The sequence below is a fragment of the Campylobacter sp. RM9328 genome (genome assembly GCF_012978615.1).
In genome coordinates, this window is record NZ_LIWF01000013.1 from 39,001 (window position 1) to 61,010 (window position 22,010).

General features: G+C 35.2%; 18 protein-coding genes and 1 tRNA gene. All 19 read left to right on the plus strand.

The window, feature by feature from the left end:
- Positions 1-2: 2 nt before the first annotated feature.
- Positions 3-536: a hypothetical protein gene (locus tag CCAL9328_RS08805; RefSeq protein WP_170000461.1), complete on the plus strand. Its 534-nt coding sequence runs from the start codon at positions 3-5 to the stop codon at positions 534-536.
- Positions 526-2,880: a PD-(D/E)XK nuclease family protein gene (locus tag CCAL9328_RS08810; protein WP_170000462.1), complete on the plus strand. Its 2,355-nt coding sequence runs from the start codon at positions 526-528 to the stop codon at positions 2,878-2,880. Before CCAL9328_RS08805 ends, CCAL9328_RS08810 begins: the two co-directional genes overlap by 11 nt.
- The gene (locus CCAL9328_RS08815; RefSeq protein ID WP_170000463.1) at positions 2,877-5,636 is read left to right on the plus strand and encodes a RecB-like helicase; all 2,760 of its coding nucleotides are present in this window, start codon (positions 2,877-2,879) and stop codon (positions 5,634-5,636) included. The genes CCAL9328_RS08810 and CCAL9328_RS08815 overlap by 4 nt, the downstream gene beginning before the upstream one ends.
- A gap of 85 nt (positions 5,637-5,721) precedes the next feature.
- Positions 5,722-6,147 (plus strand): 50S ribosomal protein L13, encoded by a 426-nt coding sequence (gene rplM / locus CCAL9328_RS08820; protein ID WP_063998780.1) that lies wholly within the window; start codon positions 5,722-5,724, stop codon positions 6,145-6,147.
- 2 nt (positions 6,148-6,149) lie between these two features.
- On the plus strand, positions 6,150-6,539 hold the full coding sequence (gene rpsI, locus CCAL9328_RS08825; RefSeq protein ID WP_086225465.1) for a 30S ribosomal protein S9: 390 nt from the start codon (positions 6,150-6,152) through the stop codon (positions 6,537-6,539).
- A 414-nt stretch (positions 6,540-6,953) separates the two neighbouring features.
- Positions 6,954-7,964 (plus strand): OmpA family protein, encoded by a 1,011-nt coding sequence (locus CCAL9328_RS08830; protein WP_086229853.1) that lies wholly within the window; start codon positions 6,954-6,956, stop codon positions 7,962-7,964.
- A gap of 2 nt (positions 7,965-7,966) precedes the next feature.
- Complete coding sequence (locus tag CCAL9328_RS08835; protein WP_170000464.1) at positions 7,967-8,806, plus strand: mechanosensitive ion channel family protein; 840 nt, start codon at positions 7,967-7,969, stop codon at positions 8,804-8,806.
- The gene (locus CCAL9328_RS08840) at positions 8,796-9,443 is read left to right on the plus strand and encodes an HAD family hydrolase (RefSeq protein WP_170000465.1); all 648 of its coding nucleotides are present in this window, start codon (positions 8,796-8,798) and stop codon (positions 9,441-9,443) included. The genes CCAL9328_RS08835 and CCAL9328_RS08840 overlap by 11 nt, the downstream gene beginning before the upstream one ends.
- Before the next feature lie 274 nt (positions 9,444-9,717).
- On the plus strand, positions 9,718-13,269 hold the full coding sequence (gene nifJ / locus CCAL9328_RS08845) for a pyruvate:ferredoxin (flavodoxin) oxidoreductase (RefSeq protein ID WP_170000466.1): 3,552 nt from the start codon (positions 9,718-9,720) through the stop codon (positions 13,267-13,269).
- Positions 13,270-13,492: 223 nt separating this feature from the next.
- Positions 13,493-14,386: a DMT family transporter gene (locus CCAL9328_RS08850; RefSeq protein WP_096021965.1), complete on the plus strand. Its 894-nt coding sequence runs from the start codon at positions 13,493-13,495 to the stop codon at positions 14,384-14,386.
- 60 nt (positions 14,387-14,446) lie between these two features.
- Positions 14,447-15,442: an asparaginase gene (locus CCAL9328_RS08855; RefSeq protein ID WP_170000467.1), complete on the plus strand. Its 996-nt coding sequence runs from the start codon at positions 14,447-14,449 to the stop codon at positions 15,440-15,442.
- Positions 15,443-15,501: 59 nt separating this feature from the next.
- On the plus strand, positions 15,502-16,302 hold the full coding sequence (gene kdsA, locus CCAL9328_RS08860; RefSeq protein WP_096023733.1) for a 3-deoxy-8-phosphooctulonate synthase: 801 nt from the start codon (positions 15,502-15,504) through the stop codon (positions 16,300-16,302).
- On the plus strand, positions 16,295-16,621 hold the full coding sequence (locus CCAL9328_RS08865; RefSeq protein WP_096015123.1) for an SMR family transporter: 327 nt from the start codon (positions 16,295-16,297) through the stop codon (positions 16,619-16,621). Before kdsA ends, CCAL9328_RS08865 begins: the two co-directional genes overlap by 8 nt.
- Positions 16,618-16,941 carry a DMT family transporter gene (locus CCAL9328_RS08870; protein WP_096015850.1) on the plus strand — a complete coding sequence of 108 codons (324 nt, stop codon included), beginning with the start codon at positions 16,618-16,620 and terminating at the stop codon, positions 16,939-16,941. Before CCAL9328_RS08865 ends, CCAL9328_RS08870 begins: the two co-directional genes overlap by 4 nt.
- Positions 16,942-16,950: 9 nt before the next feature.
- Positions 16,951-17,421 carry a 6,7-dimethyl-8-ribityllumazine synthase gene (gene ribH / locus CCAL9328_RS08875; protein ID WP_096015849.1) on the plus strand — a complete coding sequence of 157 codons (471 nt, stop codon included), beginning with the start codon at positions 16,951-16,953 and terminating at the stop codon, positions 17,419-17,421.
- 1 nt (position 17,422) lies between these two features.
- The gene (gene nusB / locus CCAL9328_RS08880; RefSeq protein ID WP_096019546.1) at positions 17,423-17,818 is read left to right on the plus strand and encodes a transcription antitermination factor NusB; all 396 of its coding nucleotides are present in this window, start codon (positions 17,423-17,425) and stop codon (positions 17,816-17,818) included.
- A complete protein-coding gene (pyrF, locus tag CCAL9328_RS08885; protein WP_170000468.1) occupies positions 17,819-18,499 on the plus strand; it encodes an orotidine-5'-phosphate decarboxylase in 681 nt (226 codons plus the stop codon).
- A 43-nt stretch (positions 18,500-18,542) separates the two neighbouring features.
- Positions 18,543-18,633, plus strand: a tRNA-Ser gene (locus CCAL9328_RS08890).
- A 1,256-nt stretch (positions 18,634-19,889) separates the two neighbouring features.
- Positions 19,890-21,125 carry a major outer membrane protein gene (locus CCAL9328_RS08895; protein ID WP_170000469.1) on the plus strand — a complete coding sequence of 412 codons (1,236 nt, stop codon included), beginning with the start codon at positions 19,890-19,892 and terminating at the stop codon, positions 21,123-21,125.
- Positions 21,126-22,010: the final 885 nt, after the last annotated feature.

Sequence of the window (22,010 nt, forward strand, 5' to 3'; positions counted from 1 at the left end):
TAATGCAAAATCGTAAAACGCTTTGGCCGTATGGAATTTTGCTCTCCATATTTGCTATAGTTTGTGCTTGTGCTTATACTATATATTACTCTTTGGATTATCCTGTCTATATGGATGATTATTACTTTGATAAGTATCAAAAAGTTGATAGTAAATTTAATGAAATCCAAGTGGCTCAATCAAATTTTAGTCGTGAATTTAGTTTTAATACAACTCCGCAAATTGAGCTAAATTCTATAATCTTGCCTAACCAAACCCAAAGACTTCGCAGAGGCAAGAGTGCCACAATAGTGCCATTAAATCAAAATTTCAATCTCAAATTCGATACAAATGCCACTAACTATTCTACTAAGATATTGCTAACTCGCCCAGATAGCAGTGAGTTTGACAAAGAGCTAATATCTCAAAATCAAAGTGGCAAGATGACTATAAATGACCTTAATCTAACCAAAGCTGGCAGATGGCAGATAAAAGCTAAGATTATCATCGATGAGAATAAAACCGGATTTTATCAAGTAGAGTTATATGCAAAATAGATCACTTTTTGTCTTTAGTACTTCTAGAAATGTACGGGATTTTTATTCTAATAATCTAAGCTCAAATTCGCTCTTGCCAAAGATAATGAATATATCAGAGTTTTTTGGTGAGGTTATATATGTCCCAGATAGACGCCGTGCTACTGATATGGAGTCTTTGTTATACATGCGAAATGCTATTAATAGGGTGGAGAATATCTCTTCGATATTAAATATAAAAGATGAATTTTTAGTCTTTTTGAAAAACTCCAACTATATATTTTCATTCTTTAAAGAGCTAAGCAAAGAGAAAAAGAGAGTCGCAGATTTAAGTATAGCTGATACATATGCTAATTATGATGAGCATCTAGCTATTTTGGATAATCTAGGGCGGATTTATAAGCAGAGTTTGGATGAGCGTGGCCTATATGATGATATTACGATAAGCGATTACTATGAGATAAATCCAAATTTTATTAGCAATTTTGATAGGATTGAGATACGAATTGATGGGATTTTGACGCTTTTGGAGTGGGAAATTTTGATTAAAATAAGCGAAAAAATTCCACTAATTTTAAATTTTGATTGTAGTAAATTTAACCAAAAAACGATAGAAAAGATAAAAAATTTCACAAATTTAAATTTCAAACTCAGCCATAACTATAAGCTAAATTTAAGTGATAAGTCCATAGAGAGCGAGACTAGACTAAACCAAAACCCAAATATAAATATTATGGGATTTTCTCTTCGTAGCTTACAAGCGGCCTTTGTCTTTGATGAGATATCAAATATGATAAGAGATGGGATAAAACCGCAAAATATCGCCGTGATACTACCTGATGAGAGCTTTGCAGATGTGTTACAAAATTTAGATGAGAATAATATGCTAAATTACGCTATGGGAAAAAGCTTGAAAAATAGCCCAATTTACACGCTTTTACATACGATTAAAGAGGCTATATCTCAAGAGTTAGAATATGAATTTAATGAGAATTATATACAAAATTCCAAAGAACTAAATCAGTTAATAGCAACACTAAATAGCTTTAAAATCCCAACGAAAATATATCAAGATATCCAAGATATATTCTATTCTAAAGTGGAGTTTAATCGCTTTGAAGATTTGATAAAATCGCTATTAAATGATATCAAAAGGGTTGATGAGATAGATGAGATTATAGAAAATGAGCTATTTTATATCAAAACTCTTTTACGCCAAATAGAGCTTAAATTTAGCGATATTTTGGAGCTATTTTTGATAAATTTCTCTAGCAAAACTCAAAGCATGGCCGGCGGGGGTCTAGTAAGCGTGATTGGGATTTTGGAGAGTAGATTTAAGAGTTATGATGGCGTGATTATAGTTGATTTTAATGACTCTTTAGTGCCTAAAAGAAGCCAAAAAGAGATGTTCCTAAGCTCAGTAGTGAGAAAAAATGCCGGTCTAATCAGTCATAGCGATAGGGAGAATTTACAGAGATTTTACTATGAAAGCTTGATAAATAGAGCCAAAAGAGTATCTATCAGTTATGTTGAAAATGATGAGAATATCGTATCTAGATTTATTAAGGATTTTGAGGGCGTTAAGAAGATTGAAATTTCGCAAATTTCATATGAAAACGCCTTGCGTCAAGGCGGAATCGCCATTGATTTGACGCCTAGGGAGATCGTAGAAACTCACGATTTTTTTGCTTGGCCTCTCTCATTTACTCGCTTAGATACCTGTCTTAAATGTAAAAGGCGGTATTATTATAAATATATTAAAAATATTGAAGAGTCTAGATTTGATGATAGAGATGCGCTAGATTTTGGTAATTTGATACATGAAGCCTTAGAAGAGTATTTCAAGCAATCAAACGATAAATTTGATAAAAGCGAGTTTTTACAGATATATAGCAAATATCAAAAAGATACCACGCTAAAAAGCGAGATTTTCAAGCTAAAACTTGATGAGTTCACATCTAGTCAAAATAGCCATTTCAAAGATGGATTTAGCGTTAGCGAATGTGAGAAAAAGATTGAAGCTAAGTTTAATGGGATTTTTATCAAAGGCAAGATTGATAGAGTTGATATCAATGGTAATGATATTTGGCTTATTGATTATAAGAGCGGAAAAGCAGATGAAAAGTCCTTGCAGCTAGCATTTTATGAGCTTTTATATCAAGCGAAATATAATAAAACAGCTAGTGGCCATTTCTACTCATTTGATGATAATAAATTTACTAATAGCAAAGCCGACATTGATAAATTAATCGAAGTTTTAGATGAGCTAACAGAGATCAATAATACCCAAATTAGCTTTACTCAAAATACAAAACATTGCGATATATGCCCGTATGAATCTCTGTGTTTAAGGGGATTAAGATGAAATTTGAAAATTATTTATGCTTAGAAGCGAGTGCGGGAAGTGGCAAGACATTTGCTCTATCAGTTCGCTATATCGCTCTATTATTAAAAGGCAATCACCCAAGAAAAATCCTAGCCCTAACATTCACAAACAAAGCCGCAAACGAGATGAAGCACAGGATCACAGATACATTTTGTAATCTACATTTAAGCAAGTGCGATGGCGAGCGAAATGCTATTTGCGAGCTTTTGGGTAAATCAAAAGAAGAAGTTTTGGCGCTTAGAGATAAATTTATGGCTGATTTTTTGGCCAGTGAGTTAAAGATATCTACATTTGACTCCTTTTTTGCTACGATTCTTAGGCAGTTTAGCTTAAATTTAGGTCTTATGCCAGATTTTAGCTCTCTTAATGATAATAGCATTGAGGTTAAAAATGAGTTTAAAAGGCTCTTAAGCTCAAATTCAATGATGAGTAAAGTAGCAAAATATCTATATTATACAAATAGCAAAGAAAATACCCTTTTTGAAAAGCTTTCTCTACTCTCACAAGCTAAATTTGAGAAATTCGACGCCACACTCCCATGCCCTGAAAACGCAATGGATAGATATAATGAGTTATGTGATGTGGCATTGAAATTGAGTAGCGATAAGTATTATGTGGCTAATTTTAATAAAAATTTAAGCTTAAACGAGATAGTTGAAAAAGCCGTCGTAAAAGATATAGATAAAAAATATTTTAATAAAGTAAGAGACAACGCCGAATTTAACGCCGCTAGAGATGAGTTTATAAGTGCTCTAAAAGAGTATTATCTAGCTCTTGAGAAATATGAAATATCTCAAATTTCATATTTTGTGGATCTCTATAAAAAGGCAATTGCTAATGTAAATCGCCGTGAAAATAGCCTAAGTTTTGCCGATATCACAAATTGGGTCAATGAGCTTCTAACTAACAAAAACAAGCAAAATATCGATATGCTATATTTTCGCCTTGATGCTAAGATTAGGCATATTTTGATCGATGAGTTTCAAGATACTGATATCAAGCAATATGAGATATTAGAACCACTCATAGCTGAAAGTCTCTCTGGCATAGGTCAAAGTGGCGTTGGGAGCTTTTTTTATGTTGGTGATATAAAGCAGAGTATTTATAGATTTCGTGGGGGTCAAAGTGAGCTGTTTAATAAGCTCAAACAGGATTTTTCACAGATAAAAGCTCAAAGCCTAGATAAAAATTATCGCAGTGATAAAGAGATAGTAAAATATGTAAATGAGATATTTCAAAAGAAATATCCACACTACATAGATCAAATTCCAAATAGCAAAGATGATGGCTATGTAGGGGTTGTTAAATTTGATAGAGAAAAATATTTAGAGGCGATTTATGATAGCATAAAAAAACTCGAAGATAACCGCATAGAGCATAAAGATATGGCGATACTTTGTTGGAAAAATAGTGATATTTATAATATCAAAGACTATTTAGAAGCTAAAGGCTTAGAAGTATCTACCCAAACTACAAATAATCTTATCAAAAGTGCTAATGTAGCGGCGGTGGTGGCATTTTTGAAATACTCTATTTTTGGTGATGAGATATATCTAAACACTCAATATGAGATAACCAAAACCAAAAAAGCCAAACTAGAGTTAAAAAGCGATGCTAGCGTAGCTCAAACTTTGAAATTCATCGCTAAATACCTTGAGCTTGAGCCTTGCGATGTTGATCTATTGAAACTATATGAGATTAGTAGCAAGTATAGCGATATATATGACTTTGCTTTTAATATCGATAATGACCAGACAACTAGCGCTAAAAATAGCCAAAAAGGCATAACGATAATGACCGTTCATAAGAGCAAAGGGCTACAGTTTGAGCATGTCATCGTGCTTGATTATATAGGAAAAGAAAATAGTCAAAAAGATAAATTTTTAATGGAGTATAATCTAGAGACAGATAGCTGGGATATAAGGTTAGCTAATAAGGTGTTTGAGTATTTGGGCGATAAGGATTATACCCAGCTTCAAGATAGACAAAAAGAGCTTGATAGAAAAGAGGTTATAAATAAAATTTATGTAGCATTAACCAGGGCTAAACATAGCTTAATAATCTTAGCCAAAGATAATCCAAATGGCAACAATATCTCATATTTTACTGAGTATGAATCAAATGGCAAAACGGTAGAATATCTAAATTTAAAAGAATACAAATCAGGAATTATCAAACCAAATAGCGACAAAAAGCAAGAGTCCAAGCCGCAAATAACCGATCTTAAACCATTTGAAAAGATTGCACCACAAGAGATTTTAACTAGTGATAAGCCAAAAGAGAGCTTAAATTTAGATTCTATCTACTTTGGCAAGGCGCTGCATTATTATCTTGAGAGCATTGATTTTGCTGATTTTAACTCACTTAAAATCGCTCAAAATTGCTTGTATAATAAATTTGGAGCATTTATCGACCAAGATGGCCTAAAGGATATTAAAGATAGGGTTGATAGGCTTTTAAATAACCCGCAATTTTTAGAAATCATAAAAGATAAAAGATTATATCAAGAGCAAGATATCGGATTTAATGGGGTGTTAAAACGCATTGATTTATTATGCGTAAATAACGATGAAATCGAGATAATAGACTATAAAAGCTCTCTTAAAAATAGCGATGAGCATAAAGAGCAAGTTAGAGAATATCTAGATATTTTATCTCAAATTTATCCACAAAAAAGGCTAAAAGCTAGTATAGTTTATATACTACATGACAAAATTCAAATTTCAAAGCTCTAATATAAAAATTTTCTTAAATTCAGCTATTTTTAAACTAGTCTCGCTATAATTTCACTCTTAAATTAATTATATAAAAGGCAAGATTATGACAAAGATAACAAAGCCAAATGAAGTAAAGCGTGATTGGATCGTTCTTGATGCTTCTGGAAAGAGATTTGGTAGATTGCTAACTGAAGCTGCTACACTACTTCGTGGCAAACATAAGCCAGGATTTAGCCCAAATGTTGATTGCGGAGATTATGTAATCATCATCAATGCTAGCAAGGCAGAATTCACAGGTGCGAATAAAGCTGAAGAGAAACTTTATCACAGACATTCAGGCTATTTTGGTAGCGTAAAAAGCGAAAAATTTGGTGATTTACTAGCTAATAAACCTGAAAAACTTTATAAATTAGCAGTCCGTGGTATGCTACCTAAGACAAAATTAGGCAAAGAGATGCTTAAAAAATTAAAAATCTATGCTGGTAGTGAGCATCCGCACACTGCACAAATAGCTAAAGAAGGAAAATAATAATGGCAACAACATATGCAACAGGTAAGAGAAAAACAGCAGTTGCTAAAGTTTGGGTAAAACCAGGTAGCGGCAAAATCACAGTAAATGGTATGGATCTAAATACTTGGCTTGGCGGACACGAAGCTATAAAGCTTAAAGTAGTTCAACCATTATTAGTAACAAAACAAGAAACTTCTATGGATATCACAGCTACGACTTTAGGTGGTGGGTATTCAGCTCAAGCAGAGGCTTTAAGACACGGAATTTCAAGAGCTTTAGCTTCTATCGACGCAACATTTAGAGCAGCTCTTAAACCACAAGGCCTTCTAACTCGTGATAGTCGTGTTGTAGAGCGTAAAAAATATGGCCGCAGAAAAGCAAGAAGAAGTCCGCAATTCTCAAAAAGATAATATTTCATATTTCCAAAGGCCTTTTGGCTTTTGGAACTTTTTTAAATTTAATCTTGTTTATTTAGCAAAAATTTATAATAAATTTTTATTAAGTTAAGATTGATTACATATAATTCCGATGTCCAACAGATAAACCTCCTTTTTGTAATAGTTTCGGAGTTGTAATCCAACTCCGATACCACATTTTATTACTTTTCTTAAACTTTCATAAATCACGAAAAAGCCATAAATCGCATTACAAAATAAATTAAGTTTTTTGATCATTTCATTTTGGTTATTTTCACCCAAAAGAGTAGCCAAATCTTTATAAATCTCAAACATTCAAAATCGCAAAATTTATATTGTTTTAAAGCGATTTAATGTATTATTCTTAAATTAATCATTACATTTAATCACACTTTTTAAGGAATTAAAATGAAAAAAATCATTTTAGCATTATGTGCGGCGTCAGCGATATTTGCAAGTGATAGATATGAACTAACCATAGTTGGTGGATATGCTCACCCAGAGGGCACTCAAGGTATTGATGATCAAAAGCTAATTGGTCTAAGATTAGGTAGAAATTTAGATCTATCTTGGCTTAGTCAAATTGAGCTTGGCTTTGATTACACTCCTAAGGCTACATTTGAAGACAAAAATGGTAAAGAAATTGGCTATGATACAAGAATTGCTAGATACTATTTAAATTTAGTAAAAGATTTCGCCTTAACTGATAGATTTTCTGTTTATGCCTTGGCCGGTGCTGGATATCAAGATCTAAGTAAAGAGGCAAATGATGCTAATGATGATGGATTTGGTCAAGCTGGTTTGGGGGTTAAATTTAAAGTAGTGGATAATTTTGCTATCAAATTAGAAGCAAGAGATGCTATTAACTTCAAAGAAGGAGATAGCACATTTTTATATACTTTAGGTTTTGCTAGTAGCTTCGGTGCTACCAAAAAATCCGAGCCTACCATAACCCAAGAAGCCCCTATCGCTTCACAAGTAGTTGATGGCGATGATGATAATGATGGAGTGTTAAATAGCAAAGATAGATGCCCTAATACCCCAGCAGGTGCCGTGGTGGATGAAAATGGCTGTCAAAAATTAATTAGATTAAATTTACATGCTAATTTCGCAAGTGATAGCGCAACTTTAAGCCCAAAATTTGTAGCTAAAATAGAAGAAGTTGCTAAAGTTTTAAATATGAATAGCGAGTATAAAGTTGTATTAGAAGGCCACACAGATTCTACAGGTTCAGAAAAATATAACCAAATTTTATCAGAAAAAAGAGCCAAAGCAGTAGCAGATGTGCTTATAAATATGGGTGTAAGCAAAGATAGAATCCAAACAATAGGCTATGGTGAGTTATCTCCAATTGCTACAAACAAAACCAAAGAGGGTAGAGCACAAAATCGCCGTGTTGATGCTAAATTTAGTAATTAATTATGCAGATAATCACCGATTTTGATTATACGGCTATATTGGCACTTTGTGCTAAATATAGCCTTAGAGTTATATTTTCACTACTTATATTTTTTATTGGCAAGTGGATTGTTTGGCGAATTTGCCTTGTTATAGAAAGAGTTATACAAAAAGCCAAATTAGATAAATTAATAGCTAGTTTTATTGTAAATTCATCCAAAACAATATTTTTAATAATTGTCATTGTAGCAGCATTAGCAAATCTTGGTATCGATACGACCTCATTTGTAGCGATGCTTGGCGCCATAGGGCTTGGTATCGGTATGGCTTTTAAAGATTCATTTGGCAATATCGGAGCTGGGATTTTGATTCTATTTTTTAGGCCATTTAGGATAGGGGATAATATCGATATTGGCGGATATAACGGCGTAGCGAGTGAGTTAAATTTATTTAGTATATGTCTAATAACTGGCGATGGCAAAAGCGTCATTATCCCAAATAAACAGGTCATAAATAGCAAAATTATAAATTTCTCACTAACACCAACAAGGCGAGTTGAGCTACTTTTTAGTGTGGATTATAAAGATGATTTAAGATTAGCTAAGGATATAATCTTAAATATCGCAAATCAAAATGAATTAATCCTAAAAGAGCCCGCACCTAGCGTATTAGTAAGTGCTCTTGGGGCTCACAGCATTGATATATTAGTTAGATTTTGGGTGCTTAATGAAAATTATAGCGCCACGCAGTCAACTATGCTAGAAGGCGTTAAAATGGCATTTGACGAAGCTGGGATTAGTATCCCATATCCGCAACTTGTAACGCATCATATATATGAGAAAGAGAGCGAAGATGATAAATAAGCCTACTATTTTATTTGATCTTGATGGGACACTTATTGACTCTACTGAAGCTATCGTAAATGGATTTTATAAGGCTTTTAGGAGTTATAATCTCACCGAGCCTACAAAGGCTCAAATTTGCTCATTAGTGGGACATCCTTTGGAGTATATGTTTGGCTCACTTGGAGTTAAAGAGCATTTGATAGCTGATTTTATCGCTATTTACAAAGATGATTATAGACAAAACTACCTAGCACAAACCACTCTTTTACCCGGTGGATTTGAAGCAGTTAGCAAGGCTAGTGAATTTGCGAATTTAGGAGTAGTAACCACAAAAACCTCTTTATATTCTAAAAATTTGCTTGAAAACTTAGGAATTTTAAAATATTTTAGCGTTGTTATAGGGCGAGATGATGTAACCCATCCAAAGCCAAATCCTGAGCCGATTCTAAAGGCTTTAGAAGTGATTGGTAAAAGCCCAAAAAGCTATATGATAGGCGATACCCCAATGGATGCTAAAGCGGCTAAGAGTGCTGGTATTTTCAGTATTGGCGTAACTTGTGGATATGAGAGTAGAGAGAATTTAGAGTCAATCTGTGATTATGTCTGCTTAGATACTTTAAGCGCTGTAGAGTATATCAAGATATCTAATTCATAAAATTTATTGATTTTTTGTTTAAACTTATAAATTAGCTAAAAAAATTTGGCTAATTTTTTCTAATTAATTATATATTAATTTTATGGAAAAATCATATTTTGAGCTATGTATTATTTATAGAACTGATAATTTATATAAAAAAAAATTTATAATTTACTTAGTTTTTAGATTTTTATAATATAATTACTAACTTTAAGTTAAAGAAAATAATCAAACCAATATGAGTTTTTAAATTTTATTTTATAAATAGAATTTAAGCTTAGAAAGGAAAAATATGAGCAAAATTATGAAAACCATGGATGGCAACGAAGCAGCAGCTTACGCCTCTTATGCTTTTACAGAAGTTGCTGGGATATATCCTATTACGCCTAGCTCACCTATGGCAGACTATGTGGATATATGGGCAAGTGAAGGCAAGAAAAATCTCTTTGGAATGCCTGTTAAAGTAGTCGAGATGCAAAGCGAAGCCGGTGCGGCCGGTACGGTACATGGTAGCCTTCAAGCTGGAGCATTGACTACTACATTTACAGCAGCTCAAGGGCTATTGCTTAAAATTCCAAATATGTATAAAATCGCAGGCCAAATGCTACCAGGCGTGATCCATGTCGCAGCTAGATCTTTGGCGGCTCAAGCCTTATCAATTTTTGGCGATCATCAAGATATATACGCTTGTAGGCAGACTGGATTTGCTATGCTTGCTACTGGATCAGTCCAAGAAGTTATGGATCTAGCGGGGGTAGCTCACCTTAGTGCGATTAAAGGTAGGGTGCCATTTTTACACTTTTTTGATGGATTTAGAACTAGCCATGAAATTCAAAAAATCGAAGTGATGGATTATAGTGTATTTGATAGATTGCTTGATAAAGAGGCGGTTGAAGAGTTTAGACGAACATCTATGAATCCCGAAAATCCAAAAATCAGAGGAACGGCTCAAAATGATGATATATACTTTCAAACTAGGGAGCTAACCAACAAATTCTACGATGCTATCCCTGATATTGTGGCTGATTATATGAGTGAGATATCTAAGGTTACAGATAGAAATTACGCACCATTTGTATATTATGGCGCTAAAGATGCCACTAGAGTGATTGTAGCGATGGGTTCAGTAACTCAAACTCTTGAAGAAGTGGTGGATTATCTAAATTCAAAAGGCGAAAAGGTAGGCGTGCTAAAAGTCCATCTATATAGACCATTTAGTATTAAGCATATGTTTGATGTGATGCCTACTTCAGTAGAAAAAATAGCAGTATTAGACCGCACTAAAGAGCCAGGCAGTTTAGGTGAGCCACTATATTTAGATATCAAAGCTGCATATTATGGCAAAGAAAATACCCCAATTATCGTAGGCGGAAGATATGGCTTAAGCTCAAAAGATGTCGATCCAGCTCAAATGTTAGCAGTATATGAAAATTTAAATTCACCTACGCCTAAAGATGGATTTACAGTTGGTATAGTAGATGATGTCTCATTTACTTCACTAGCAGTAGGAGATAAAATTTCACTAAGTGATGAAGATTGTATAGAGTGTTTATTTTATGGGCTTGGAGCTGATGGTACGGTTGGAGCAAACAAAAACTCAATCAAAATTATTGGCGATAAAACAGATCTATATGCTCAAGCATATTTTGCTTACGATAGCAAAAAATCAGGCGGCTATACTAGAAGCCATCTAAGATTTGGCAAAAACCCTATCCGCTCTACATATCTAGTATCAAATCCGCATTTTATAGCCTGTTCTGTGGCGGCGTATTTGGATATTTATGATGTGGTAGATGGGTTAAGAGATGGGGGGACATTTTTATTAAATTCCATCTGGGACGCTAAAAAAACGATAGAGAAAATCCCAAATAGAGTAAAACGCATTTTAGCGCAAAAAAATGCGAATTTCTATATACTAAATGCTACAAAATTAGCCTATGAAATAGGCCTAGGAAATCGCACAAATACCATTATGCAATCGGCATTTTTCAAGCTTTCAGGTATAATCGACTACGAAGAAGCGCGAAAATATATGAAAGAATACGCCTACAAAACCTATCACAAAAAAGGTGATAAAATTGTAGAGATGAATTACAAAGCCATCGATGAGGGTGCTAGCGAGTTAGTCAAAATAGATATTGATCCAAGCTGGATAAATTTAAGCGATGATATAAAAGAGGATAAATATAAAGGTAGTGATTTTGTAGAAAATATCGCTAAGCCTATGAATGCTGCTCGTGGGGATTATTTGCCTGTCTCAGCCTTTGTAGGGTATGAAGATGGCTCCTTTGAGTCTGGGACTACTGAATTTGAAAAGCGTGGCGTAGGCGTGATGGTACCAAAATGGATAGAGGAGAATTGTATCCAGTGTAATCAATGTGCTTTTGTATGCCCGCATGCTGTTATTAGGCCGTTTTTGATAGATGAAAATGAGATGGCAAATGCCCCACAAGGTGTCAAAGATAGAGCGATCAACGCTAAAGGCAAAGAGCTAACAGGATTAAAATACAAAATTCAAGTAAGCCCATTAGATTGTACCGGTTGTGAGCTATGTGCTCATGAGTGCCCAAGCAAAGAAAAATCCCTAGTAATGGTGCCGCTAAATGGCGAAATAGAAAAAGGCGAACAAGAAAACGCAGATTATCTATTTAAAAAAGTTGTCTATAAAGATGATTTAATGAACAAACAAAGCGTCAAAGGCTCTGGCTTTGCTCAACCTTTATTTGAATTCCACGGCGCATGTCCAGGATGTGGTGAAACGCCATATATCACGCTAGTTACAAGGCTATTTGGCGAGCAATTAATGATAGCTAATGCGACTGGTTGTAGCTCTATTTATGGCGGATCAGCACCATCATCACCATATAGAAAATCTAATAAAACAGGTAATGGCGTAGCATGGGCGAATTCGCTATTTGAAGATAATGCTGAGTTTGGTATGGGTATGGAGATAGCTATGCAAACTATCCGCAATAGAGTAGAGAGCATAATGCTAAATACCAAAGACAAAGCCCCAAATGCTATAGCAGCGCTATATAATGACTGGTTAGCTAATAAAAATGATAGAATAGCTACCCAAAATATTAGAGATACCTTAGTCCCACTACTTGAAGCAAATTCAAATTTCGAAGGGGCAAAAGAGCTTTTAAGCCTTAAACAATACATAGCCAAAAAATCACAATGGATCATTGGCGGTGATGGCTGGGCTTATGATATCGGATATGGCGGTTTGGATCATGTATTAGCAAGTGGTGAAAATGTCAATGTTTTAGTCCTTGATACAGAGGTTTATTCAAACACAGGTGGCCAAAGCTCAAAATCTAGCCGAAGTGGCTCAGTAGCACAATTTAGCGCTAGTGGCAAAGCAGTCCAAAAGAAAGATCTAGGCCAAATTTCAATGACTTATGGCAATATCTTTGTAGCCCAAATCAATCTAAACGCTAGTCAAGCAAATGTGATAAAAGCTATCACCGCAGCCGAAGAATATGATGGCCCAAGTCTTATAATAGCCTATTCTCCATGTATAGCTCATGGTATCAAAGGTGGCCTTACTATGTCAGGAGAGCAAGCGGAGTTAGCCACAGCTTGTGGATATTGGCCTACATATATCTATGATCCAAGCCTATTAGCTCAAGGCAAAAATCCGCTTAAAATCACATCCAAAGAGCCTAATTGGGATAGATATGAAGAGTTTTTATTAAACGAAGTTCGTTATAACTCGCTTAAAAAGATCAATCCTAGTCACGCAGATGAGCTATTTGCTAAAAACCTAAGCGACGCTAAGCGACGATACAGACAATTAAAACGCTTAGCAGCAGCTGATTATAGCGATGAGTTAAATTAAATTTAACTCTCTTGGCTGAGTATTTACCAAATCAGTTATATAATTTTACTATTAACTGATTTGTTTTTACTCCTTTTTTATGCCACGGATCTGCTCTTCCGTGGCATTTTAAAATCTCTATTTTTTATCTAAAAATTTATAAATTTTTTAAATATTTATTTTAAATTCAGTAAATTATATTAATATTACAAACTAAATTAAATTCAAATTCACAAGTCAAAAAATGAGTTATAATAAATTTTTAATCCGACATTTAGGTATATATTATATGCTTATTGCCTCTATGCTTTTTGCTGGGACTGGGGCTTTATCTAAGCTTTTAAGCAGTGAGCTTAACTCTATTGAGATTGTATTTTTCCGTAATATCATAGGGTTATTTCTCATCATCTTGATGATATATAAAAAGCCACTTCATCAAACTGGGGGCAAATTTTGGCTCTTGGCATTTCGTGGCATTATAGGCACTATCGGGCTATATGCGTTTTTTTATAATATTGCTCATATAGATTTGGCTACAGCTTTTACATTTTCTAAAACTAGTCCGATTTTTACCGCACTTTTTGCGGCTTTTTTATTTAAAGAGAGACTTAGCTATCTTAGTTGGTTTGCTATTTTTATTGGGTTTATTGGAATTTTATTTATTGTTGAGCCGACTCTTGGAGTTAGCAAAGATGAGTATATAGGATTGATTAGCGGTATTGGTGCGGCGATGGCATATACGAGCATTAGGGGACTTAGGAAACATTATGATACTAGGGCGATTGTTTTGTCTTTTATGATTTGTGGGAGTGCTATGCCGCTTTTATCTATGATTGTTGGGAGTTTTTATTATAGGCCAAATTTGGATTTTTTGATTAGTCCATTTGTGATGCCTAGCTTAAATGGTTGGGTTATGATAGTTATTATGGGATTATTGGCTACGGCATTTCAAATTTATCTTACCAAAGCTTACGCAGCAAGCAAAAAAGCCGGTGTGGTCGCAGCAGTAGGTTATAGTGATGTAGTTTTTAGTATGATTTTTGGGTTAATTTTGGGTGATTCTTTGCCTGGTTCTTTGGCGTTTTTGGGTATTGTTATGATTGTTGGGGCTGGGATTTTGGTCGCTTATCAAAGGTGATTAATGGGTGAAATTTAAAGGGCTATTGTTTATTTTTATATCTATTTTATAGGAGCTGATATGGCGCAAGCAAAGCCAAAAATCGCTATTTTAGCCACTGGCGGGACAATTGTTAGTAGTATTGAAGATTGCGTTGCTACTACTGGATATAGTGTTGGAGGTTTGAGTGTTGAGAATTTGATTAGTGGAGTTAAGGGGATTGAAGATCTAGCCACCATAACTACCAAGCAAATTTCAAATATCGATAGCGCTAATATGCGTGATGAAATTTGGCTTAAACTTGCTAAAGAGATTAATAGCCTTTTAGATAGTGATTTTGATGGAGTTGTGATAACTCACGGGACTGACACTATGGAAGAGACGGCCTATTTCCTACACTTAACTATCAAAAGCCATAAGCCTGTGATTTTAGTAGGTGCTATGAGGCCATCAAATAGCGTAAGCTCTGATGGGGCTAAAAATCTATATAACGCAGTAGCCTTAGCAGCCAATAAAGAGTCTAAATTTAAAGGCGTTATGGTAACAATGAATGATAAAATCCTAAGCGCTAGAGGCGTAACAAAAACTCATACCCTAAATTTAGACGCCTTTTCATCGCCTGATTTTGGTGATTTGGGCTATATGGTAGATGGCAAGGCCTATTTTTATAGTGCCATTACCAAAGCTCACACCACAAACACCCCATTTGATATAAGCCAAATATCAAATTTACCAAAGGTAGATATCCTTTATAGCTACTCAAATGACGGCAACGCCGTAGCGGCTAGGGCGCTTTTTGCTAATGGGACAAAGGGATTAATAATAGCTGGAAGTGGCGCTGGAAGCATTCACGAAGATCACGAAAAAGCCCTAAAAGAGCTGATAAGCCAAGGGCTTAAAGTCGTTGTAAGCTCACGAATTTCGCAAGGGCGAGTCGCTTTAAATAGCCAGAAAAAATCTCTTGGCTTTATCAGTGCTGAAGAGCTAAATCCGCAAAAAGCTAGAGTTTTGCTTATGTTATCTTTGATTAAAACAGATGATATTAGCCAAATTCAAGACTATTTTTTGAAATATTAAATAGCTTTAGCAATATTTGGCTATAATTATCCATTAAAATTAAATTCCAAAGGATAAATATGATATTAATAGCTGGACCTTGCGTTATCGAGAGCAGGGATTTGGTCTTTAAAGTAGCACAAAATTTAGTAGAGATAGCGAATTTAGATTGGATAGATTTTTATTTTAAATCTAGTTTTGACAAGGCTAATCGCACAAGCATTAGTAGCTTTAGAGGCCCAGGGCTTGAAAATGGGCTAAAAATCTTAGATGAGGTTAAAAGGGAATTTGGCTTTAAAATCCTAACCGATATCCATGAAAGCTATCAAGCCCAGCCCGCAGCGCAAGTAGCAGATGCCCTGCAGATACCAGCATTTTTATGCCGCCAGACGGATTTGCTAGTAGCAGCAGCCAAAACCAAAGCTATGGTAAATATCAAAAAGGGTCAATTCCTAAGCCCTGATGCGATGAAACATAGCGTTAAAAAGGTCTTAGAGACTCGTGGCGTGAGTGAATTTGGCTATGAAGTTGCTAGGGATAATGGGGTATTTTTATGCGAGAGAGGCTCTACATTTGGTTATGGAAATTTAGTAGTGGATATGAGAAGTTTGCCTATTATGAGAGAGTTTGCGCCTGTTGTTTTCGATGCTACTCATAGCGTTCAAATGCCAAGTGCAAATGGCACTACAAGCGGTGGCGATAGCAGATTTGTGCCATATCTAGCTAGGGCAGCAGCCGCTGTGGGTGTGGATGGATTTTTCTATGAAACGCATATTAATCCATGTGAGGCTATGTGCGATGGGCCAAATATGCTAAATCTTGAAGCCCTTAAAGCAAATTTAGACGAGATCAAAAGGATCAAGGACGCCTTAGGTGAGTAATAAGGGCTTTTTTTGGGTGATTTTGGGGGCGACTTTTGAGTGTGGATGGGCGTATGGGCTTAAACACGCTAATACCACGCTTGAATGGATCGCTACGGCTCTTTTGATCTGTTGTAGTTTTTCATCTTTTATGCTTAGTTTTAGATACCTTAGTGCGAGTGTGGCATATACTATGTTTATCGGCTTTGGGACTATATTTATAGTAGGGGCTGAGATTGTGACAAACTACTTTAATAACGAGAGTATAAGCTTTATTAGAATTCTATTTATCTTGCTTATAATTATCGGTGTATTAGGGCTTAAAAGGAGTGAGGCGTGATATATAGTCTTGCTCTTTTGGTTGCTGGATTTTGCGAAGTTTTAGGCGTGGCAGCTCTAAATCAAATGGCAAAAAGCAAGAGCATTGCTAAGATATTTTATTTTATATCTTTGATAATTGCTTTTGGTGGTTCTATATCCTTGCTTGGCTTTGCTATGAATGAATTTTCCATGTCTGTGGCGTATGCTGTATGGACTGGTATCGGTGCTGTTGGTGCTGTGGCTGTGGGAGTAGTATTTAATGGTGAGAAATTCACTATTCCAAAGGCGGTTTATCTATTTTTAATAATTTTTAGTGTAATAATGTTGAAATTTATTTAAGGAGTTTTTATGAATATTTTAGAAGGTAGATTATCTCTAAAAGGAGATGAAAAAATAGCTATAATCCAAGCTAGATTTAATCATATAATCACAGATAGATTAAGCGAGGGCGCTAGGGACTCATTTTTACGCCATGGCGGTAGAGATGAGAATTTATCATTGATTTTAGTTCCTGGGGCTTTTGAGATTCCGATGGCACTTCAAAAAGCCTTAGAAAGTGGCAAATTTGATGCTGTAGTTTGCGTGGGTGCCGTGATTCGTGGCGCTACACCGCATTTTGATTATGTAAGTGCTGAAACCACAAAAGGCATAGCCAACATAACGCTAAAATATGCTAAACCTGTAACATTTGGCGTCTTAACCGTGGATAATCTAGACCAAGCCATCGAAAGAGCCGGCTCAAAAGCTGGTAATAAAGGCTTTGAAGCTATGTCAAATGTAATAGAGATGATAAATTTATATGAAAATTTAAAGGCTTAAAATGGCTACTAGACATCAAGTAAGGCAATGCGTAGTAAGCTTACTCTACGCCAAAGAGATGGGTAGTCAGATGGAGCAATTTAGTGATGAGTTCTTAGAAGAAAAAAAGATCCGAAACGACCAAAAAAACTTCACAATCAGCCTATATAACGGCGTTTTAGATAATATTGATAATATCGATAACTTGCTTAATAACTACCTTGGCAAATGGAAGCTAGATCAAATCGGCATAGTAGAAAGGCAGATTCTACGCCTTGGGGCTTATGAGATGAAATATAGCGATATAGACCTAGCCATCGCTATAAACGAAGCCGTAATCTTAGCTAATGAGTTAGCATCAGAATCTTCTATCAAGCTTATAAATGGCGTTTTAGACGCAATCGCAAAGGATAAATAGATGAAGCTTTGTGTAGCATTAGATATGGCTAAAAAAGATGATTGCCTAGCCCTTGCTAGGGAGCTAAAAGGGCTAGATCTGTGGCTTAAAGTTGGGCTAAGAGCCTACCTTAGAGATGGGGCTAAATTCATAGAAGAGCTAAAAAATATTAGCGATTTTAAGATATTTTTAGACCTTAAAATTTATGATATCCCAAACACCATGGCCGATGCGTGTGAAGTCATCTCATCACTTGGCGTAGATATGATAAATATCCACGCAAGTGCCGGCCAAATCGCTATGAAAGCGGTTATGGATAGGCTAAATTCGCTCCCTAAAAGGCCATTGGTTTTGGCTGTTTCAGCTTTGACTAGCTTTGATGAGAGTGAGTTTAAATCCATTTATAATTCTAGTATCAATCAAAGTGTTATCAATATGGCTCAAATATCCTACAAATCGGGCTTAGATGGTATGGTATGCTCTGTTTATGAGAGCCTAGCTATCAAATCTGTTACTAATGATAACTTCATCACCCTAACACCAGGAATTCGCCCATTTGGCGAAGAAAACGCCGACCAAAAAAGAGTAGCCGACCTAACCACAGCCCTAGATAATAAATCCGATTTTATCGTAGTTGGCAGACCTATATACGCATCCAATAACCCCAAAGAGATAACCCAAAGGATACTAAGCCAAATTTAAGTAGCCTTTAAGTCTAAAATTAGTATAATTCCACTTCTTTTTAGGACAGATGGGTGAGCGGCTGAAACCACACCCCTGCTAAGGGTGCAAGTCTTAATCGGGCTTCGAGGGTTCAAATCCCTCTCTGTCCGCCACTAAATTTCAATCATATTTTTATCAATCATCTTTAAATTTTTAATCTCAAATAATTTTATTTTTATTAGCATTAAACTTTATTAGACCTTTTTTAACAAAGTTTTATAATCCTATGCGAAATTTAGTCAAAAAGTGTGCTTTGCTCAATCTTGTGAAATCAAATTGGGGTACCCCACGAAGTGGGGGCTTTAGGTGGGTCAAGGGAGTGTAACTCCCTGCCGCAAAGTGGGGCTTTGTTGCCGTGCGGAGTTAAAATTATTAAATCTGTGCGAAAGCACAGCACCTTAAAAGGCTTTTACAAAATTTTCGCAATAGCAAAACAACCTTAAATGGTTATTTTGTGGCGAAAATTTGGAATATTAAAAATGGGGTACCCCACGCAAGTGGGGCTTTAGGGGTTTTGAAAGGGCGTAGCCCTTCATCGTAAAGGTCGGCTTTGCTGACCTGCGAAGTTTAGAAATAAAAGGCTTTTCCAGTGGGTTAGGGGTTGTTAAGTGAGAAGCCAAGGTGTTGCTATCTTTCGTAGCGTCGCAAACGATGATTTACATCGTTTTTGCTGTCACGCTACTCATCTGCCAAAAAGCGCTCCCCTTCCCCCTTAAAAAAAAGAAAAATTTAAATTTCTCTCATATTTCAAAAAATTTAAATTCACAAAAAAGAAAAATAAATTCAAAATTCAAATTTCTAAAAAATATAAAATTTTTATTATAAAATTTAAAGAGTTAAAAATAAAAATTTAAATTCATATTATCCCTAAAATCATTTTTATTAAAGCTCGAAGAGTTTTAATAAAAATGGTATAAATCTGCGCCTAGCACAGCACCTTAAAAGGCTTTTCCAGGGGGTTAGGGGTTGTTAAGGGGGAAGGGGTAGCGGCTGCCAAAAAAGCGCTCCCCTTCCCACTTAAAAAAGAAATTTCTTTAAAAATCTCAAATCCGCAAAAAGCAAATTTCTCCAAAATTTCAAATTCACAAAAAAGAAAATTCAAATTTCATTAATATTTTAAATCTACTAAAAACTAAAAAATCTTAATGCGAATTTAAGTATTAAAAAATAATTTCTCTAAAATCTCAAATTCCCATAATAACCTAAATCACTAAATAAATCCAAGCCAATCTACGATAAACGATGATTTCATACCTTTGGATTTTTCATTGAATTTCGGTAAATAGTCGGTAATAATTTGGCAAAAATTCAGTAAACATTAAGTAAAAAATCATTACAATTCTAAACCTATTTTTTACAAGGAGACAAAATGAAATTAGTTAAACTAAGCTTAGCTGCTATTGTAGCTGCAGGTGCTCTTTCAAGCGTAGCAAGTGCTGCATCACTTGAAGAAGCTATTAAAAATGTAGATGTATCAGGCTATGCAAGATATAGATTTGATAGCAAAAATACTACAACTGACGATACAAAAAACTACCACAGATTTACATCAGATGTAAATTTCAAATCTGCTTTAGATGATAACTTCTTTGGTGTTATCGGCTTTAGATATGATAGCCGTGATGCATCAGGCGAGAGAGTAAATGCTGCTACTCAAGTAGGTGTAAATGATAATGGCTACGATAACTATGGTCAAACATTCAATGTCCGCCAATACTATCTAGGATATACAGCGGGTAACACAACTATCCAAGCTGGTCGCCAAGTCCTAGGTACATTCTTCACTGATGATATGGTAGGTACTGGTATCAAAGTTCTTAATAGCGATATCAGCGGTCTGACTCTAGCTGCTATAGCATTTGACAACCTACAAGGCACTGATGGTGATATGGGTACAAGAAATTTATTTATCGGTTCAAATGGCTCTAATGAGCATGTATATGATAGAAACCTATATGGTGTAGCTGCTATCGGCTCATATGATCCAGTAAGCTTCCAAGCATGGTATGCAGCTCTAGATAGCGTAGCTCAACTATACGCTCTTGATGTAACACTAGGAGCTAACCTAGGTGGCGCTGACCTAAGCCTACAAGCTCAATATGCTGGCTCAAGCGTATGGGCTAACAATGTTAGAACTACACAAACGGTAGTACCAGGTGTATTAGGCGATGTAGTAGAACTAGATGATGCTCAATTCTTAGCTGTTAAAGCTGGTGCTAAAGCATTTGGCTTCGATGGTAGCGTAGGATATGTAAATATCAATACTCAAGGCAGTGGCAACTCTCTAATCTCACTTGAAGACCAAGGTAGCTTCATCACAGCTGGCGAGGATCTACTAGACTATACATTGATCGATGCTGATCAAAGTATCTACTTCGTAACTGCTGGCTATACATTCGCTGATAAAGTAAGAGTAGGTGCTGACTATGTAGGTGCTAGATATGATAATGAAGGTGACTACACAGATGCTTATGAAGCAGTTGCTAGAGTAGATTATAAATATAGCAAAAAACTTAACTTCAAAACTTGGTATTCATACATTGATAGAGACAACAATGAAGATGATGCTAAACACCTAAGATTTGAAGCTAGATATAACTTCTAATATAATTAGGGTTTAAATCTCTTGGGGAGCTTAGCCATTTATGGTTAGGCTCCTTTTTTTTATGCTTTTAAAATCCACTAACCAAAATCCAAAAATCATAATTTAAATTCATTTTATTATTTTTATTATTTTTATTATTTTTATTATTTTTATTATTTTTATTATTTTTATTATTTTTATTATTTTTATTAAAAACTCAAAAAATTTTTAATAACATATAGTAATCAAAATTATAAGATTAATGATTTAAATTTAATGTTTTTCACCGCTTTACTTCGCTAAAGCCAAAGCTACCCCTTCCCCCTTAACATTCCAAATTTTCGCCGTCGTTTCATCTACAAGATAAAACGACTATTGCGAAAATTTTGTAAAAGCCTTTCAATGGGTGGCTTCGCTCAGCTGCGAAATCAAAATGGGGCACCCCGCTTGCGGGGCTTTAGGGGTTTTGAAAGGGCGTAGCCCTTCATCGCAAAGACTAGCTTTGCTAGTCTGCGAAATCAAAATGGGGGCACCCCACGAAGTGGGGCTTTAGTGCGTTTCCAAAGTGCTAAACTTTGGTCGCAAAGACTAGCTTTGCTAGTCTGCGAAGTAAAAAATAGTGCTACCTCTATTTTTAATATTTCAAATTTTCGCCACAAAACAACCATTTAGGGTTGTTTTGCTATTGCGAAAATTTTGTAAAAGCCTTTTAAGGTGCTGTGCTTTCGCACAGATTTAACTAATTTTATTAAAAACTCTTTTGAGTTTTTAATAAAATTTTAAATTTGTTAAAAAGATTTTGGGCGGATAAATGGGGTACCCCACGAAGTGGGGCTTTAGTGTTTGCTACTTTAGCACGGACTTTGTTCGTGCGTTAAAAGTAGGTAAAAATAAAAAGCGAGGTAT